Origin of the sequence: Rhizobium laguerreae (genome assembly GCF_019778565.1) — a bacterium.
Lineage (GTDB): Bacteria > Pseudomonadota > Alphaproteobacteria > Rhizobiales > Rhizobiaceae > Rhizobium > Rhizobium laguerreae.
The window spans coordinates 360,412-377,091 of sequence record NZ_JAAXQT010000009.1 but is presented as its reverse complement, the minus strand read 5'-3'; the positions used below and the strand labels follow the sequence as shown (position 1 = coordinate 377,091).

The window sequence follows — 16,680 nt, the reverse complement described above, 5'->3', positions numbered from 1 at the left end:
TCACAAAAAGAGGTGCACAATCAAGGAAGTGACAATCGCATTCAAGCCCATGGCGAGGCCGGAAAAGAGCCCCGCCACCGGATCGACCGAATAGGCGCGTGCCGTTCCAATCCCGTGCGATGCAAGCCCTACAGCAAATCCTCTCGCACTGTAATCGCGGATCTTCATGGCGTTCATCAGCGGCGTCACAATGATGGCGCCGGAAATTCCGGTCAAAATGACGACGGCTGCGGTCAGGGCCGGATCACCGTGCAAACCCGACGAAATTGCCATGGCGACGGCGGCGGTGACGGACTTGGGTGCAAGGGAAGCGATGACTGTCTGATCGAAGCCGAAGACGTGGCACAAATAGATCGTAGTGGTCACCGCGGTCAGGCTTCCGGCAAACAGTGCCACCACCATCGGAATAAGATTGGCCCTGACGAGATGGAGCTTTTCGTAGAGAGGTATCCCAAGCGCGACCGTTGCGGGACCCAAGAGGAAATGGATGAACTGCGCGCCGGCGAAATAGGTCTGGTAGCGAACGTGAAAGACGGACAGCAGGCAGGCGATTGCAGAGACCGAGAGCAAGACGGGGTTGATAAGAGGATTGGCGGGAAGGACATTTGCAATCCGCAGCGCCGTTATCCAGACGAGGAGTGTCACTGAAAGCCATAAGAGCGGTGACGCCGAGAGATAGACCCAAAGCCCCTCATCCATTGTTCGCTCTCCCCATCAAGCGTTTGGTTGCGAGGTAACAACAGACAGTGACGATGAGGGTCGCGACCGTTGAGGCGAGTATCGTTGCAAAGAGCGCCAGACCTCGGTCAGCGATGAGGTCGAAATGCTGGACGATTCCAACGCCGGCCGGGACGAACAGGACGCCGAGATTTCCCAGAAGTGCATTGGATGTGGCGACTGCCTGTCGCGACGGCGTCACCAAAAATCGCCCTCGCGTTACGCTCAGTGCTACAAATATGAGCGCCATTCCGATGACCGGGCCCGGCACGACACCCTGCAGGAAGTAGGCGATCGCCTCGCCAACCAGCTGAAATATCAGCAAAATCGTAATACCAACAATCATTTGTTCGGCTCCAAAACAAACCGGCTTGACTCATAAATCCGATTATGTTTGTTTGCAATCGAAACAAACGAAGGGAGTGTCGTTTGTTGGAAAGCCGGCATGGGGTCGGTTGGTTGGGAGGATTACATGCGTCTATCTTTCAGAATGATGGCCTTGACGGCCGCCCTCAGTGCCTCGGTCAGCGGCCACGCGTTCGCGGCGGAAAGCGTCGAGGTGTTGCACTGGTGGACTTCCGGTGGCGAAGCGGCTGCGGTCGGCGTCTTGAAGGACGATCTGCATAAGAAGGGCGTCAGCTGGCAGGATATGCCGGTTGCCGGCGGCGGCGGCGAAGCCGCAACGACAACCCTGAAAGCCCGCGTTGCCGCAGGCAATCCGCCGACGGCAGCCCAGTTGCTCGGGATGGCGGTCAACGAGTGGTCCGAGCAGGGTCTGCTTGGTGATTTGACGGCGGTTGCCCAAACGGAAGGCTGGGACAAGGTCGTTCCGAAGCAGATCAAGCAGTTCGCCGTTCATAACGGTAAGTGGCAGGCCGTTCCGGTCAACATCCATCGCCCGAACTGGCTGTGGATCAACGCCAAGATTTTCAAGGACAACGGCCTGGAGCCACCGAAGACCTGGGGCGAGTTCAATGCCGTTGCAGACAAGCTGAAGGCAAAGGGCATCACGCCTCTGGCGCATGGCGGGCAGCCCTGGCAGGACGATACGATTTTTGACGACGTCGTTCTCGGGCTTGGGGGGTCGGACTTCTACAAGAAGGCCATCATCGAGCTCGACGAGACCGCGCTCGGCTCGGACACGATGATCAAGGTCTTCGACCAGATGCGGAAGATCCGCGGTTATCTCGATCCGAACTTTTCCGGCCGTGACTGGAACCTTGCAACGGGCATGGTGCTCAAGGGCGACGCAGCGATGCAGCTCATGGGTGACTGGGCCAAGGGCGAAATCGTCAAGGCCGGCCTGACGCCTGGCGTCGATATCCTTTGCGTCACCGCACCGGGCACCGAAGGTTCGTTCCTCTTCAATACCGACTTCCTCGCCATGTTCCCAGTCGGCGCCGACAAGCTCGACGCCCAGACCAAGCTTGCATCGAGCGTCATGTCGCCCGCATTCCAGGAAGCCTTCAATCTCGTAAAGGGATCGATTCCGGCCCGTTCCGACGTCCCAGGCGACAAGTTCGATGCCTGCGCGCAGAAGTCCATGGCCGACCTGAAGGCGGCCGAGAAGACCGGCACCCTCATGGGGTCCCTCGCCCACGGTCACGCGGAGCCCGCCTCCATCCAACGTGCGATCTTCGACGTCGTGACCCAGCATTTCAACTCGGACATGCCGTCGAAGGATGCCGTGACCGCGCTGATCAGCTCGATCAACGCTGCGAAATAACCAGTTCCTCCCTGCCCCTGCCGTCAGAGACGGCGGGGGTATCCTGCAGCAAGGTTGTGCGTCCAGCAAAGCTGGACGCCAATCCGTCGATTCCGGGCCAGCAGATGTCCATTTCAAAACGCCTCGGCAAGATAATGCCCGCAATCGTCCTGTCGCCGTCGCTCGCGGTCGTCACCGTCTGCGTCTATGGTTTCATCGCCTACACGGCGCTTCTATCCTTCACCGGCTCCAAGATGTTTGCCAGTTTCAACTTCGTCGGCTGGCGGCAATACGGGCGGCTTTTTGAAAATCCTCGCTGGATTACAGCCATCGAGAACATGGCGATCTTTGGCTGTCTCTACATCATCGGCGCCACCTGCCTCGGGCTGTTCATCGCGATCCTGATCGACCAGCGCATTCGCTTCGAGGGCGTTTTTCGCGCCGTCTTTCTCTATCCGATGGCACTCTCCTTCGTCGTGACGGGCGTTATCTGGCAGTGGCTGCTCAATCCGGGTCTCGGCCTGGAGCACATGATGCGCGAGCTCGGCTGGACGTCTTTCACATTCCAATGGTTGATCGAGCCGGACCGCGCGATCTACACGATCGTCATCGCCGGCGTCTGGCAGGTGACCGGTTTTGTCATGGCGCTCTTCCTGGCGGGACTTCGCGGTGTGGACACCGAGATCCTCCGCGCCGCACGCATAGACGGGGCGCCCATTCACAAGGTCTACACGCGCATTATCATTCCCGCGCTTCGACCCGCTTTCCTGACGGTCTTCGTCATCGAGGCCCACCTCGCCATCAAGAGCTACGACCTCGTCGTGGCGCTCACCAAGGGTGGCCCCGGCGTATCGACCGAACTGCCATCGACCTTCATGTATTCGATGACGTTTACGCGCAATGAACTCGCAGTTGGTGCGGCGAGCGCAACCGTCATGCTGGTCACCCTGGCAAGCATCATCATTCCATATCTTTATTCGGAGCTGCGCCATGAGCCTACGACTTGACGCCGAAAGCGCCGCGATGCTGGCGCCGAGCGTCGATTTGAGAATTTCGCGCATCCTGGGCCGCGTGTTCATCTACGGATGCCTGATCGTCCTGGCCGCTGTGTTTCTGGCACCGCTCATCTCCATGCTTTTCACGTCCTTGAAGAGCATGGATGAGATCCGGTCCGGCAATATCCTCTCCTTTCCGCGAGCCATCACCTTTGAGGCCTGGCAGCACGTCTGGGGATCGGCATGCATCGGCGTCACCTGCGGTGGCCTGAAGGGCTATTTCGGGAACTCTTTTCTGATTGTCATTCCCGCCACCCTCCTATCGGTCGGCTTCGGTGCGCTGAACGGCTACATCTTCGCCAATTGGCGCTTCAAGGGCGACAATATCCTGTTCGGCCTCATCCTGTTCGGGTGCTTCGTACCGCTGCAGATCGTGCTGATCCCGATGGCCGGGCTCCTCGGGCAATTGAAGCTCGCCGGTACGATACCCGGGCTGGTTCTCGTCCACGTCGTCTACGGGATTTGCTTCACGACGATGTTCTTCAGAAACTACTTCGTGACTGTTCCAGCCGAGATCTTCAAGGCAGCGCGGATCGATGGCGCGGGCTTCTGGGCCGTGTTCTTCCGGATCCTGCTGCCGATCTCCTGGCCGATCGTGATGGTGTCGATCATCTGGCAGTTCACCGGCGTGTGGAATGATTTCCTGTTTGGGGTCTCGTTCGCAGCCGGGTCCGGTCAACCTGTCACGGTCGCACTGAACAACCTGGTCAACACCTCAACAGGCACCAAGGCCTACAACGAAGACATGGCCGCCGCGATGATCGCCGCGTTACCCACCATAATTATCTATGTGGCGGCAGGGCGATACTTCCTTCGTGGTCTGATGGCCGGCGCAGTGAAGGGATAACGGCGATGGCCAACCTGGCGATCAATCACATCAACAAACGCTTTGGCAATCTGACGGTTCTCAAGGACATCAATATCGCCATCGAAGATGGGGAATTCCTCGTCCTCGTCGGTCCTTCTGGCTGCGGAAAATCGACGCTGCTGTCCATCATCGCCGGACTGGACGGGCACACGTCGGGATCGATCACCATCGATGGAAAATCGGTCCAAGGTCTTGAGCCGAAAGAGAGGGATATCGCGATGGTGTTCCAGTCTTACGCGCTCTATCCGGCAATGACCGTCGAGCAGAACATCGGGTTCTCCCTGGAGATGAGCAAAATGCCCAAGCCCGAACGGCTGGAACGCGTCGGCAAGGTCGCAGATCTGCTGCAGATCCGCCACCTGCTCAAGCGGCGCCCGGGCCAACTCTCCGGCGGGCAGCGCCAGCGCGTCGCCATGGGACGGGCACTGGTGCGCGAGCCGAAGATCTTTCTCTTCGACGAGCCGTTGTCGAACCTCGATGCAAAGCTGCGCGTCGAGATGCGCACCGAGATCAAGAAACTGCACCAGCGGCTCGGCGCCACCATCGTCTATGTCACTCACGATCAGATTGAGGCCATGACCATGGCGACAAGGATCGCGGTCATGAAAGACGGCATCCTCCAACAATTCGGGACGCCCGAAGACATCTACGATCGGCCCGCAAACGTCTTTGTAGCGACCTTCATGGGATCGCCGCCGATGAACCTGCTTCCCGCAGTGATTACCACAGGCGCGCAGCGGCTTTCTATCCGAGGCGCGGATGCGACCTTGCCGGTCCCTGCATCCGTTGTCGACAAGCCGCCGCAAGGCAAGGAGGTCCTTCTGGGACTGAGACCCGAATGGCTATCGCTGGTTGGGAATGAGGCCACGCCCTTTCCGACAATCGATGTCTACGTCGAGGTCGTGGAGCCGACCGGTCCCGACATCTTCGTGGCTTCGAAATTGGGAGAGCGTGACATCATGGCCCGGCTTCCGACCGGCTCCCAGATCCGCGTGGGGGAGAAAGCTCGCTTCTCCGTCGACCTCTCGAAAGCCGTTCTTTTCGACGCTAAAACCGGCGCCGCAATCTAACCATCGATCATAGGAACTTTCCGATGCCAGCAAAACAGGAACGACGCCTTCGCATAGGCGTACTCGGTGCGGGACAGATCGCCCAGGCCGCCCACTTTGAAAGCTGCACGAAAGCGGTCAACGCCGATCTCTATGCGATCTGCGATGTTGCCGACGATCTGCGCGAGCGCATGGCAATCACCCATGGCGCGCAGAAAACCTATAACGACTACGACACGATGCTTGCCGATCCGGACCTCGACGCAGTCATCATCGCGACAGCCGACGCCTTCCACGTCCCCGCATCCATCAAGGCCCTCGAAGCCGGCAAGCACGTCCTTTGCGAAAAGCCGATCGGCGTGACGGTTGAGGAATGCCTCGTCCTTAAGGACGCGGTCGAAAAGTCAGGCAAGATATTGCAGGTCGGCCACATGAAACGCTTCGACGCAGGTTTGCAGGCGGCCAAGACTTTCATTACCAATGAAATGGGCGAGTTGATCGCCCTGAAAGCGTGGTACTGCGACAACACCCATCGCTACCCAATGACGGATGCGGTCCAACCGCTCATCGTCACCAGCGCCAATGCCCGCAAGCCCTCCCAAAATCCGAAGGCCGATCTGCGGCGCTACTACATGCTGGCCCACGGCTGCCATCTGATCGACACGGCCCGCTACTTGGCCGGCGATATCGTCTCGGTCCATGCGCGACTTTCGGAGCGGGCGGGTATCTGGTGCTGGTTCGTCGATGTCGAATTCGCCGCCGGCACGCTCGGCCATCTCGATCTCACCGTTCAGGTCCGGATGGACTGGCATGAAGGGTTCCAGATCTACGGCAAGAACGGCAGCATCCTCGGAAAGACCTATAACCCTTGGTATTATAAGTCGAGTGAAGTGGATATCTTCCGCGAAGCCGATGGCGCGACCCACCGCGTACTCGGCGCCGATGGTCATTTCTACCGTCGTCAAGTTGAAAGCTTTGCGCGCACGATCCTCGATAATGCATCGATGGAAGGTGCCGACATCAACGACGGGCTGGCATCGGTTCAGGCGATGGTGGCCATCGCCCGCTCCGTGGAAAGCGGAAAGCCTGTCGCCCTCGCCGACGTCACGGGTGGTGTGTGATGAAACTCGGGATTTTCGCGAAAACCTTCGAAGGCACCGATCCGGCCCTTGTACTCAAGGCCGTTGCCAATGCCGGCTTTTCTTCCACACAGTATAATATGGCGTGTTCGGGTCTGGCACCCATGCCGGACGAAATCAGCGAGGAGCAGGCGCGCTCGGTTGCCGATGCGGCCGCCGCAGCCGGCGTCGAGATCGTCGCCGTTTCCGGCACTTACAACATGATCCACCCGGACCTCGCCGTGCGGCAGGCCGGTCACCGCAGGCTGGCCGTTCTTGCAGAGCGTTGTGCCGCCATGTCGACCGTTCTCATCACGCTTTGCACCGGCACGCGCGATCCTGTCGACCAGTGGAAAGAGCACCCCGACAACAACACGCCTGACGCCTGGCGGGACCTGCTCGAAGCAATGGGCACCGCGATCGAAATTGCCGATCGCTACGATGTCGATCTCGGTATTGAACCCGAACTCGCCAATGTGATCAATTCGGCCACCAAAGCCCGGCAGTTGATCGACGAGCTCAAGAGCCCTCGTCTCAAGATCATTCTGGATCCGGCCAACCTGTTCGAGGTCGAAACGCCGGAGGAACAGCAGACGATCGTCTCTGCAGCGATCGATCTGCTCGCCGACCGTATCGTGATGGCCCACGCCAAGGACCGGGCCCGTGACGGGCAGTTCGTGACCGCCGGGAAAGGTGTTCTGGATTACAATCATTATCTCCGGCGCCTCTCTGCAATCGGCTTTGAGGGCAGCCTGGTCACGCATGGTCTTTCCGCCGCCGAAGCCGAAGGTGTCGCAGCGTTCCTGAATGCAAAACTGAAGAGCAGTATTGGGGCGCCCAAATGAGCTTTGCCCGCGACTTCGCCACCAGTGACGGAACACGACTTAGCGTCGACTTCGGCGATGATGGACGGCCGGTCGTTTTCCTTCACGGGCTTTGCGGCGATGCGACCCAGACCCGGGAAGCCTTTCCGCCCGAGTGCGGATTCCAGCGCGTGACGGTCGAGGCGCGTGGCCATGGAGCTTCAGAACCCGGCGATCTGAGCAAATTGTCTATCGCGACGTTCGCAAGCGATATTGCCGATTTCATCGAGCAAGAGCTCAGGGCACCGGTAATCGTCGGAGGCATATCGATGGGGGCAGCCATATCCTTGCGCCTGGCCATCAAGCGCCCCGATCTCGTTCAGGCACTCATCGTCGCGCGCCCGGCCTGGCTTACTGCTTTTGCACCCGATAACATGGCGCCAAATGCAGAGGTCGGTCGTCTGCTCGGCATTCTTGCTCCGGACGCTGCCAAGCAGGCCTTCATCGCCGGAGAAATCGGCCAACGTCTTGCAGCGGATGCTCCGGACAATCTCGCCTCTCTGCTTGGCTTCTTTTCGCGCCAGCCGATCGAAGTCACCGCTGGGCTTCTCACTGCGATCTCAAACGACGGTCCAGGGGTAACCGCGGACGAGGTCGCCGGCCTGTCGATCTCGACGCTGGTGATCGGGCACGAAAAAGATCTGATCCATCCACTGTCGTATGCTCGAACTCTTGCTGAACGCATCGGGAATGCGCGCTTTGCAGAAATCACACCCAAGACGAGCGGCCGAACCCAGTATGTCGCCGATTTTCACGCGGCAATGCGCAATTTTCTCATGGAGCTTTAGCCGATGGCAGTTACATCAAATCGCTGGATTGATGACTTGCCGGGCGATCGCCTGATCGCAGAATTCTCGGTATGGTCCGCCGATCTCGTACGGCTTGCCGACGATCTTGGCCGTGTCGATCGCCATGTCGACATCCTTCACATCGATGTGGCCGACGGCCATTTTTCCCCGGCGATGCTTTTCTTTCCGGATCTCGTCGCGGGCGTCCGGAAAATTTCTGCACGTCCCATCCATGTCCACCTGATGGTGGCTGACAGCATTATCCTTTCACAGATCGAACAGTTTGCCGAGGCCGGGGCCGATCTCATCAGCATCCATGTCGAGAACGCGAGTGTCGCAGAGGCCGCCCTGGATCTTCTCGATCGCCTTGGAGTTGCTGCTGGCATGGTATTGAAGGTCGATACCCCGGTAGAGCAGGTCAAACCCTACCTCAAGCGGCTCCGGTTCGTGACGCTGCTTGGTACGGCAATCGGAGTAAAGGGCCAAGGCCTCGACGACAAGGCCGGCGACCGGCTGCTCGAAGCGAGGCGGTTGATTGCAGAGGCGGGGGCAGAGCGGCGCATCATTTTGGCCGCCGATGGTGGCATCCGCGAACACACGGTTCCGCTGCTGCGGCGGTCCCGTGCCGAAACCGTCGTGCTCGGCTCGCTCGCTTTCAATGCCCCGTCGCTGGACGAGCGGATGACGTGGCTTCGTGAACTCTAAATTTTGGTCCGGACATGCAGATTGCCATCGGGATAGACTTGGGCGGAACGCAAGCCAGGGGCGCTCTTGTCGACGAGCGGGGTAACGTCATCGCAAGGCGCGAGGAGCGAACGGATGCGCATGGCGGTCCGGATCGCATTCTTTCCCAAATCCGCGGCCTCGTGGACGCCTTGCTGGCGACGTCCGAACCGTCGAACGTCGTCGGTATCGGCGTATCCGCACCAGGCCCAATCGACACCGTTGCCGGGGTTGCGAGAAACATTCCGACCCTTTCCGGGTTTGCCGACTTCCCGTTACGAGCGGAGCTTCAAAAGCGCTTCCCTTTTCCGGTTAGCCTTGAAAATGACGGTATTGCCGCAGCGATCGGCGAGTGGCAGTTTGGCGCCGGCAAGGGCGTGGACAACCTGATCTATGTGACTGTCAGCACTGGAATTGGCGGCGGCGCGATCACCGATGGGCGCGTTCTGCGCGGCCGACGGGGGATGGCCGCCCACATCGGCCACATGTCCGTAATGCCGAACGGTGAACTATGCCCGTGCGGGAACCGAGGTTGCTTTGAAGCCTACGGCTCCGGCACGGCGTTCACGCGAAGAGCTCGCGCACGTGCAATGGCGTGCAGCGAGACGACACTAGGCGCGAATGGCAACGAAATACATAGCCGCGACGTGTTTGCCGCCGCGCGCAAGGGGGACGACCTTTCCAACCAGCTGATCGATGAGGAGGCCGAGATCCTCGGTCGCGGGTTCACCAGCCTGATCCACATTTTTTCACCAGATGTTGTCGTCATGGGCGGCGGATTGTCCAATCAGTTTGAGCGGCTCCAACCTGGCATTCAACGATACATCAACGAATGGGCAATGCCGGGGTTTAAGGACGTCGAAGTCGTACGCGCCGATTTGGGGCATAATTCCGGTCTGATTGGTTCTGCTGCTCTCGCTTTTCTTGCGCAGGAGAACGGTAGGTTGGATACGCCCTCCAAGCTCATAGGCCGCGGACACAAAGGATAGTGCCATGCTGATAATCAAGAGACTGGACTTGGACGATGCCCGAGCGCTGATTGCCGGTGCAAGGGCAAAAGCCGAGGAAATCGGTGTTCCCATGTGCATCGCTGTTACGGACGAGTCGGGTCAATTGATCGCGTTTGAGCGCATGAATGGTGGAAAGATCACAAGCACCCTGATCGCGCAGGACAAAGCCTTTACCGCAGCGGGTGCAAAGCGCACGACCGAGTCTTACGGAGAGGCCAGCCAGCCTGGAAAGCCAGCCTATGGTATCAACACGGCAATCGGCGGTCGTTTATCAATTGTTGCGGGCGGGGTTCCAGTCCTTGTTGACGGCCAGGTCGTTGGCGCTATCGGTGTAAGTTCCGGAACACCGGCCCAAGACAGCGAATGCGCTGTCGCGGCGATCGATGGCTTTCTCAAACCGTCGGTCTGAAGGGACTAACCCGGCTCGGCAAGGCGCACCAAAGACGCGACGGCGTCGACAATCCCATTTTTGATGGCCGCAGCGTCAGGGCGCCGCATTGTTGCGACGATGTTCCAGCCACGCTAGATAATGCGATAAGTTGGTTTGATAACGAAATCGGCAGGTAATTTTATGGATCGTGCACCATGGATGCTTTGACCGACGTCGTTCAACTCCTTAGGCCGAAGACAGTCCTCATGGGCAGCATGGCCGCCTATGGAGATTGGGGCGTGCAAGTTCCGTCTCAGCCTGGTCCGATGCTGTATTTCATCATGGAAGGTTCCACGCTGTTTCGTGCCGACAAAGGCGAGACGACACAGTTGGAGACGGGCGACTTTATTCTATCCGGAAATCCGGTTGCCGACACATTTTTCAGCCATTCTGGCCAAGAGATCGTTCTGTCGGATGAGGAATTCAAAGCGCGCAACTCAGTCGATGGAGAAGTTCAGGTCGGCCGCGCCGAGTTAGGAAACCCGACGCGCGTCATTGGCGGCTGCATCCTCTGCGATCCGACGAATGGTGAACTCTTGTCCGAGCTTCTGCCCACGCTTGTCCGCGTCAGTGCTGAAGAGGGGATTGGAGCGAGGCTCGGCAACTTGATCTCCTATATTCGCGATGAAGCAACCAACTCACGGGCTGGGAGCGACCTCATTTTGTCACGATTGCTGGAAGTCCTTCTGATCGAGACATTGCGGCGAGAAGCATCGAAGCTTCCAAACCCCGGAATGTTACGCGGGCTTTCCGATCCCCAACTTGCTCGAGCAATCAGCGACATTCACTCGGATGTGCGCCGTGGCTGGACGGTCGCCGAACTTGCACAGCGCGCCGGAATGTCGCGCTCCGCCTTCGCGAAAAAGTTTTCAGCGGCTGTCGGACTTGCCCCTGTCGAATACCTCCTCAGATGGCGAATGGCGATCGCGAAGGACACGCTGCGCCATAGCCGAGGCTCGCTCGAGGAAATCGCCGAAAAGGTCGGCTACCGATCTGCCAGCGCCTTCAGTACCGCCTTCAGCCTAAGAGTCGGTTGCCCGCCAAGCGAATTTGCAAAGACGGCGAGGCTGGCCTAGGGCGTCTTTTGTTGCCACCAAGATCCAAAAACGTGTCAGTTTGGACGATTAAAGACGTATGGTGGACGACGGATTATGGAGCGTCTAAGGACAAATGCATAGAAGGAGCCATCCGAAACAATGGAGGTTCTCATGCAAACGATCTTGATCACCGGCTGCTCGTCCGGCTACGGCCTGGAAACGGCCCGCCACTTCCTCGCAAAGGGCTGGAACGTCATTGCCACGATGCGCACGCCGCGCGAAGACATCCTGCCGAGCTCGTCAACGCTTCGCGTCCTGCAGCTGGATGTCACGAGCGGCGAAAGCATCTCAGCCGCCATTGCGGCCGCCGGACCTATTGACGTTCTCGTCAACAATGCCGGGGTCGGCGTCGTCGGCGCTTTCGAAGCAACAACCATGTCGCATATCCGGAAGATCTTCGACACCAACACCTTCGGCCTGATGGCCATGACGCAGGCTGTCATTCCGCAGATGCGCGAACGGCGGTCCGGGGCGATTATCAACGTGACATCCAGCGTCACGCTGGCAGACATGCCTCTGGCAGCGGCTTACAAGGCCAGCAAACAGGCTATCGAGGGCTTCACCGGTTCGCTGGCCCACGAACTCGGGTATTTTGGAATCCGGACGAAGCTCGTCGAGCCAGGATACGCGCCAACGACACGTTTCGCCGAGAATTCCTCCGTGCGCATCGAGGACCTGATCCCGACAGCCTATGCTGACTTTGCCGCTCCGATCTTTGCGGCATTCGCGAAGCCGGTGCTGACAACCAAGGAAACAGACGTGGCCGAGGCGATCTGGGCCGCGGTCAACGACAGCTCTGGGCAACTTCGTTTCCCGGCTGGCCCCGATGCGGTGGAATTGGCACGCGCTGGCGGAATTACCTAAAAATGCGCCAAGGGCCAGGCGACTGAGGACACCCCTCTGCCCGACTGGCTCCCGCCGAGGTGTCGATGTGGTATATGCACAGCGATGAAATTCGTAGCAGAACGGTCGCCTTGAAGGGACTCGAACCTAGAACCAGTTTGGGTGATTGACACCAAGGTGCTGAATATATGTGATAATGTCCTTTATCATATATAGGGGGTGGCTATGAGAGACCTGGCAAAAGAGATTCCCGATATCAATCAGCTTCTCGCCCTTGAGCCGGAAGAATTGGCCGCAAAGCTTCTGTTCGTACTCCGGCGACGCCTTGAGCAGCCAAACACGCGGCACATCAACCTGCATAATGCTCTTAACGAGGTCATCGGCAACTTCGGCAACGATGCACCTTACCCGATCGACCGTGCAGAAGAGGTAAAAATCGCAATAAGCGAAGCGTGGCTCTACCTGGTAGCGCAAGGAATGATAATTCCAGCCATTGACGGAAACGGGGTCAACGGATTTTCGATCCTCAGCCGCCGCGCCAAGGCTTTTGAAAATGAGGCCGCGTTTGCCCAGCAAAAGGTTGCTCGACTGCTGCCGAAGGAAATATTGCACGAGCGGTTTGCCGATCGGGTCTGGTCATCCTTCATTAGAGGCGAATACGATGCCGCAGTGTTCCAGGCCATGAAAGCCGTCGAAGTCTACGTGCGGGACGCATCCGGCTTAGATAACAGCTTTCTAGGCGTGAAATTGATGACCGAGGCGTTTAAGCCGGAGGGAGGCGTTCTAACCGATGCAGCAGCAGAGGGCGGCGAACGCACGGCCCGTATGCAGCTTTATTGCGGTGCAATCGGCTCCTATAAGAATCCTAATTCTCACCGTGACGTCAACATGGACGATCCCACCGAAGCGGTAGAAATTATCCTGCTTGCCAACCATCTCATGAAGATTGTCGATGCCCGCTTGGCGGCCTTGAATGGTGACGCATGATGGAGCTGATGCCCATCACGTCACTGAGCTTGGTCGCTACCGCAGGTGAGAAAGCCCGCTTTCGTCTTCTAGAATTCTTCACCGCGCAGATCCGTAACCCCACACCCGTCGCTCCTATCTGAAGGCGGCGGTGGAATTTCTAGCCTGGTGCGAGGCGCGCGGGTCGCGGTCGCTGGACGCGATCACGCCGATCCACGTTGCCGGCTGGATCGAGGCAATGACCACCACGCATTCGGCACCAACTATTAAACAGCGGCTGGCGGCCGTGCGGCACCTGTTCGACTGGCTGGTGACCGGCCATATCATGCAGGCCAACCCCGCATACTCCGTTCGGGGACCGAAATATTCTCGCCGGCGCGGCAAGACCCATGTGCTTTCACCGGAAGAAGCCCGTCAGCTGCTAGACAGTATTCCGGCCCATACTCTCATCGGCTAGCGTGACCGCGCCTTGATTGGCCTCATGACCTACACTTTCGCCCGGATCGGAGCCGCAACTGGTATGGAGGTGCGCGATGTTTACGTTAAAAATCGCCGGCTCTGGGTTCGGCTGCACGAGAAGGGTGGCAAACAGGTGGAGCTACCTTGCCACCATACGCTGGAGGCATACCTGGATGACTTCATGGATGCCGCCGAGCTGAAGGAAACCCCGAGGGCACCGCTCTTTGAAACCATCCGACGTGGAACCGAACAGTTCTCAGGCACGCCTCTCCCGCAAGCTAACGCCTATGCGGTGATCCAGCGGCGTGCGATCGCCGCCGGCATTGACACTGCTGTGTGCAATCACACGTTCCGAGCAACTGGCATCATGACTTATCTGAAGAACGGTGGAACACTAGAGAAAGCCGCCAGTATCGCCAATCACTCTTCCACCCGCACCACCCAGCTTTACGATCGTCGGAGTGACGATTTGAGCCTCGATGAGATCGAGCGCATTTTGATTTAAGCTGGTAGCCAGGTTTTCAGATCGGGAAACGTCCGAGTGCTATGTTCCATGATGTCGTCATAGATCTTTTGATCCGGCGACGTGTGGATAGCCATTGATAGGTAATAGTTTTTGCCCTCATGTTTGGCAAAGATGACCCATTCGCCAGTTATCTTGCCGTCTGAGTCTCGCTTTTCAACAGGCGCGCTGACAACGGCATGCGCTAGTTCTTCAATGGCTTCCGGTGTGATCAGAGGATACTTTACAGGATCCAAGATCGTCTCAATGGTATCTCGTAAGCCATTTTTACCTAAAGCCAGAGAAATGTTGGCAGGCAGAAATCTTGCCGTGAAATAATGCTTATGCCAAAGTCCCTTAAGGGGCTGTCTCGTGAATTCTGTTGCAGGCTTTACGCCGTTGTGCGGCTCGCCCGCTTCTAGGTTTTGGATCGCATCTACGATTTCCATCGGGTGGATCCCGAATTCCAGATAGTGAACCAGGATATCAAACCAGAGCTTCTCGGCGATGCGCGAGCGCAATTCCTGATCTGGAAGATACGCAGATGCAAAGGCGTCGAGCGACCGAGTATCGGCTTTGATCTCGCGGGTTGGTAAAATGGCGGTCCAATTTTTCATCACACAATCCTAATATAATATGGCTTGCTCGTTCATAGGTTGAATACTGATGGGTCATTCTAGGAATTGCAATGGCATGCGATCGCCAGCGCTCATGAGTAATAAAAGTCCTAGGGATTGATGATGGAGTGGACGGCCCCTGAACGGCATCGAAATGTGCCAGAATGAGCTGTTAAGATCTCAATCGAAGGGGCCGCCCATGGACAAGATTATTCGTATTGGCATGGATACGTCAAAGCATGTCATCCAGTTGCATGGCGTGAATGCCGGAGAGAAGCCGGTCTTGCGTAAGAAAATGCGACGCAAGGAGATGGTCGACTTTTTCACGACCTGCCCGCCAACATTGATCGCGATCGAGGCCTGTGGTGGTTCGCATCACTGGGCGCGCTTACTCACCTCATTTGGACATGAGGTAAAAATGATCGCGCCACAACTCGCCAAGCCATATGTCAAGAGGAACAAGAATGACGCTGCCGAGGAAGGGCTGTGCGAGGCGATGAGCCGCCCAACGATGCGGTTTGTTCCGGTTAAGACAGTTGATGAGCAAGCAGCACTCATGCTGATCAGCGTCCGTACCCGTCTGATAGCTAATCGCACTCAACTCGCCAACGCAATCCGGGGTTACGCCAATGAATTCGGCATTTCCGCAGCTAAGGGGCTAGCACATGTTCCAATGCTGCTCGAAAGGGTACAAGTTGAGAAAACTGTGCCAGAGCTCGCGCAGGAATTGTTCATAAGCCAGGCGGAGGAATACGCTGAACTGGAGAGGAAGATTGCGGATGTGGAGGCCAAGGTAAAGGCATGGCAGCGTAACGACGAACGAAGCATACGTCTCAACACCATCCCCGGCATTGGACCAATCGGTTCGGCTCTTTTGATAATGAAGACTCCCGCTCCAGAGCTATTCAAATCTGGTCGCCAGTTCGCAGCTTGGATAGGACTGACGCCAAAAGATCACTCGACCGGCGGCAAGATGCGGCTCGGTGGTATCACGCGAGCCGGCGATGAAGCTCTGCGAGCCATCCTGGTGAATGGAGCAACCGCTGTCATTCATCACGCGCGGCGATCTGGCAAGGCTTCTCGATGGTTGGCGGAACTGCTCAAGCGCAAGCCGCCTAAACTGGCAGCTGTCGCACTCGCCAACAAGATGGCGCGCATAGCTTGGAAGCTCATGGTCTCCGGAGAGACGTACAGCGCGCAATCAGGACCGGCTTCGACGAGATGCGCCACATGAAGATTGGGGAGCAAGAACCCAGGACATCCTGATTGTCACCACGTGTTGGTGATACAACAACTTGCAAGATGATAGCAGATGGTGTGATCGATCAATCCGGGACACGGGATACACCGGGAATCCCATTGGCCCATCGAGGCCGCCTTGATGTTTGGGACCTGTGTTGCGGAAACCATCTTGGCCAGCGTTCATGTGCGAACGCAACAACAGGCCGGACATATGGACGCAAGCGATCGGATCAAATTATCTCGAAATATCTTGCGAGTCGGGGGCCGTCCACATATGGGTTTCGAACCGTTGACCAGTAATTTTGGCATTCGATCTCTCGATAAAACAGTCACTTAGGTTGAAATGTCGTTATTATATGATTTTCTTGTGTTGACATGTGGCGTCGTCATCCGACCCTTGTTCCGTCATGCATTAACAGCGGTGGCAATCGCCCTAGCGAAGCCGAAAACTGTTCATGGTTTACGGTAGATTTCTCGGGAAATGTACGCGTTATTCCAGCTCAATAGCATTCCGCTTTTCCCGCGATTGTAGATAGTATTTGAGGCTGGGCCAGCGAGAGATGACCAAGCGCATTGCTTCAGCTCGAAATCTGGTCTTGATGGATTCGATAAAATATTGCCTCCTCGA

General features: G+C 57.6%; 19 protein-coding genes. 16 read left to right on the top strand and 3 right to left on the bottom strand.

Annotated elements, in window-relative coordinates:
• Together HFO71_RS26685 and HFO71_RS26680 are read right to left on the bottom strand one after the other, a co-directional pair.
• Complete coding sequence (locus HFO71_RS26685; RefSeq protein WP_221969898.1) at nt 1–699, bottom strand: LrgB family protein; 699 nt, start codon at nt 697–699, stop codon at nt 1–3.
• Nucleotides 692–1,063 carry a CidA/LrgA family protein gene (locus HFO71_RS26680; protein WP_221953445.1) on the bottom strand — a complete coding sequence of 124 codons (372 nt, stop codon included), beginning with the start codon at nt 1,061–1,063 and terminating at the stop codon, nt 692–694. The genes HFO71_RS26685 and HFO71_RS26680 overlap by 8 nt, the downstream gene beginning before the upstream one ends.
• Before the next feature lie 126 nt (nt 1,064–1,189).
• Between HFO71_RS26680 and HFO71_RS26675 the strand changes: the two genes are divergently transcribed.
• The 15 genes from HFO71_RS26675 to HFO71_RS35940 all read left to right on the top strand — a co-directional run bounded on the left by HFO71_RS26675 (nt 1,190) and on the right by HFO71_RS35940 (nt 14,196).
• On the top strand, nt 1,190–2,443 hold the full coding sequence (locus HFO71_RS26675; protein WP_221985486.1) for an ABC transporter substrate-binding protein: 1,254 nt from the start codon (nt 1,190–1,192) through the stop codon (nt 2,441–2,443).
• Between the two features lie 104 nt (nt 2,444–2,547).
• Nucleotides 2,548–3,429: a carbohydrate ABC transporter permease gene (locus HFO71_RS26670; protein WP_168260139.1), complete on the top strand. Its 882-nt coding sequence runs from the start codon at nt 2,548–2,550 to the stop codon at nt 3,427–3,429.
• On the top strand, nt 3,413–4,324 hold the full coding sequence (locus tag HFO71_RS26665) for a carbohydrate ABC transporter permease (RefSeq protein WP_245006977.1): 912 nt from the start codon (nt 3,413–3,415) through the stop codon (nt 4,322–4,324). Before HFO71_RS26670 ends, HFO71_RS26665 begins: the two co-directional genes overlap by 17 nt.
• A gap of 5 nt (nt 4,325–4,329) precedes the next feature.
• Nucleotides 4,330–5,415, top strand: a complete 1,086-nt coding sequence (locus tag HFO71_RS26660) for an ABC transporter ATP-binding protein (protein WP_221969902.1) — start codon at nt 4,330–4,332, stop codon at nt 5,413–5,415.
• A gap of 23 nt (nt 5,416–5,438) precedes the next feature.
• Nucleotides 5,439–6,515 carry a Gfo/Idh/MocA family protein gene (locus HFO71_RS26655; protein ID WP_221969905.1) on the top strand — a complete coding sequence of 359 codons (1,077 nt, stop codon included), beginning with the start codon at nt 5,439–5,441 and terminating at the stop codon, nt 6,513–6,515.
• A complete protein-coding gene (locus HFO71_RS26650; protein ID WP_221969907.1) occupies nt 6,515–7,357 on the top strand; it encodes a sugar phosphate isomerase/epimerase family protein in 843 nt (280 codons plus the stop codon). The genes HFO71_RS26655 and HFO71_RS26650 overlap by 1 nt, the downstream gene beginning before the upstream one ends.
• On the top strand, nt 7,354–8,163 hold the full coding sequence (locus HFO71_RS26645; RefSeq protein WP_221985485.1) for an alpha/beta fold hydrolase: 810 nt from the start codon (nt 7,354–7,356) through the stop codon (nt 8,161–8,163). The genes HFO71_RS26650 and HFO71_RS26645 overlap by 4 nt, the downstream gene beginning before the upstream one ends.
• Before the next feature lie 3 nt (nt 8,164–8,166).
• Nucleotides 8,167–8,868: a ribulose-phosphate 3-epimerase gene (locus tag HFO71_RS26640; RefSeq protein ID WP_221985484.1), complete on the top strand. Its 702-nt coding sequence runs from the start codon at nt 8,167–8,169 to the stop codon at nt 8,866–8,868.
• Between the two features lie 14 nt (nt 8,869–8,882).
• The gene (locus HFO71_RS26635; protein ID WP_221985483.1) at nt 8,883–9,875 is read left to right on the top strand and encodes an ROK family protein; all 993 of its coding nucleotides are present in this window, start codon (nt 8,883–8,885) and stop codon (nt 9,873–9,875) included.
• 4 nt (nt 9,876–9,879) lie between these two features.
• A complete protein-coding gene (locus HFO71_RS26630; protein WP_221985482.1) occupies nt 9,880–10,305 on the top strand; it encodes a GlcG/HbpS family heme-binding protein in 426 nt (141 codons plus the stop codon).
• Between the two features lie 176 nt (nt 10,306–10,481).
• Nucleotides 10,482–11,402 carry an AraC family transcriptional regulator gene (locus tag HFO71_RS26625; protein ID WP_221985481.1) on the top strand — a complete coding sequence of 307 codons (921 nt, stop codon included), beginning with the start codon at nt 10,482–10,484 and terminating at the stop codon, nt 11,400–11,402.
• Between the two features lie 132 nt (nt 11,403–11,534).
• Nucleotides 11,535–12,287, top strand: coding sequence for an SDR family oxidoreductase (locus HFO71_RS26620; RefSeq protein ID WP_221985480.1), 753 nt, complete (start codon nt 11,535–11,537; stop codon nt 12,285–12,287).
• A 204-nt stretch (nt 12,288–12,491) separates the two neighbouring features.
• On the top strand, nt 12,492–13,253 hold the full coding sequence (locus tag HFO71_RS26615) for a TIGR02391 family protein (RefSeq protein WP_221985479.1): 762 nt from the start codon (nt 12,492–12,494) through the stop codon (nt 13,251–13,253).
• A gap of 130 nt (nt 13,254–13,383) precedes the next feature.
• Complete coding sequence (locus HFO71_RS35945; RefSeq protein WP_312884354.1) at nt 13,384–13,689, top strand: site-specific integrase; 306 nt, start codon at nt 13,384–13,386, stop codon at nt 13,687–13,689.
• Between the two features lie 24 nt (nt 13,690–13,713).
• Nucleotides 13,714–14,196: a tyrosine-type recombinase/integrase gene (locus HFO71_RS35940; protein WP_245006976.1), complete on the top strand. Its 483-nt coding sequence runs from the start codon at nt 13,714–13,716 to the stop codon at nt 14,194–14,196.
• On the opposite strand, the gene HFO71_RS26605 is transcribed toward HFO71_RS35940, so the two are convergent.
• Nucleotides 14,193–14,810, bottom strand: a complete 618-nt coding sequence (locus tag HFO71_RS26605) for a hypothetical protein (protein WP_221985478.1) — start codon at nt 14,808–14,810, stop codon at nt 14,193–14,195. The genes HFO71_RS35940 and HFO71_RS26605 overlap by 4 nt on opposite strands.
• 199 nt (nt 14,811–15,009) lie before the next feature.
• On the opposite strand from HFO71_RS26605, the gene HFO71_RS26600 reads away from it, so the two are divergent.
• Nucleotides 15,010–16,044 (top strand): IS110 family RNA-guided transposase, encoded by a 1,035-nt coding sequence (locus HFO71_RS26600; protein WP_221985477.1) that lies wholly within the window; start codon nt 15,010–15,012, stop codon nt 16,042–16,044.
• The last annotated feature ends 636 nt before the right edge of the window (nt 16,045–16,680 follow it).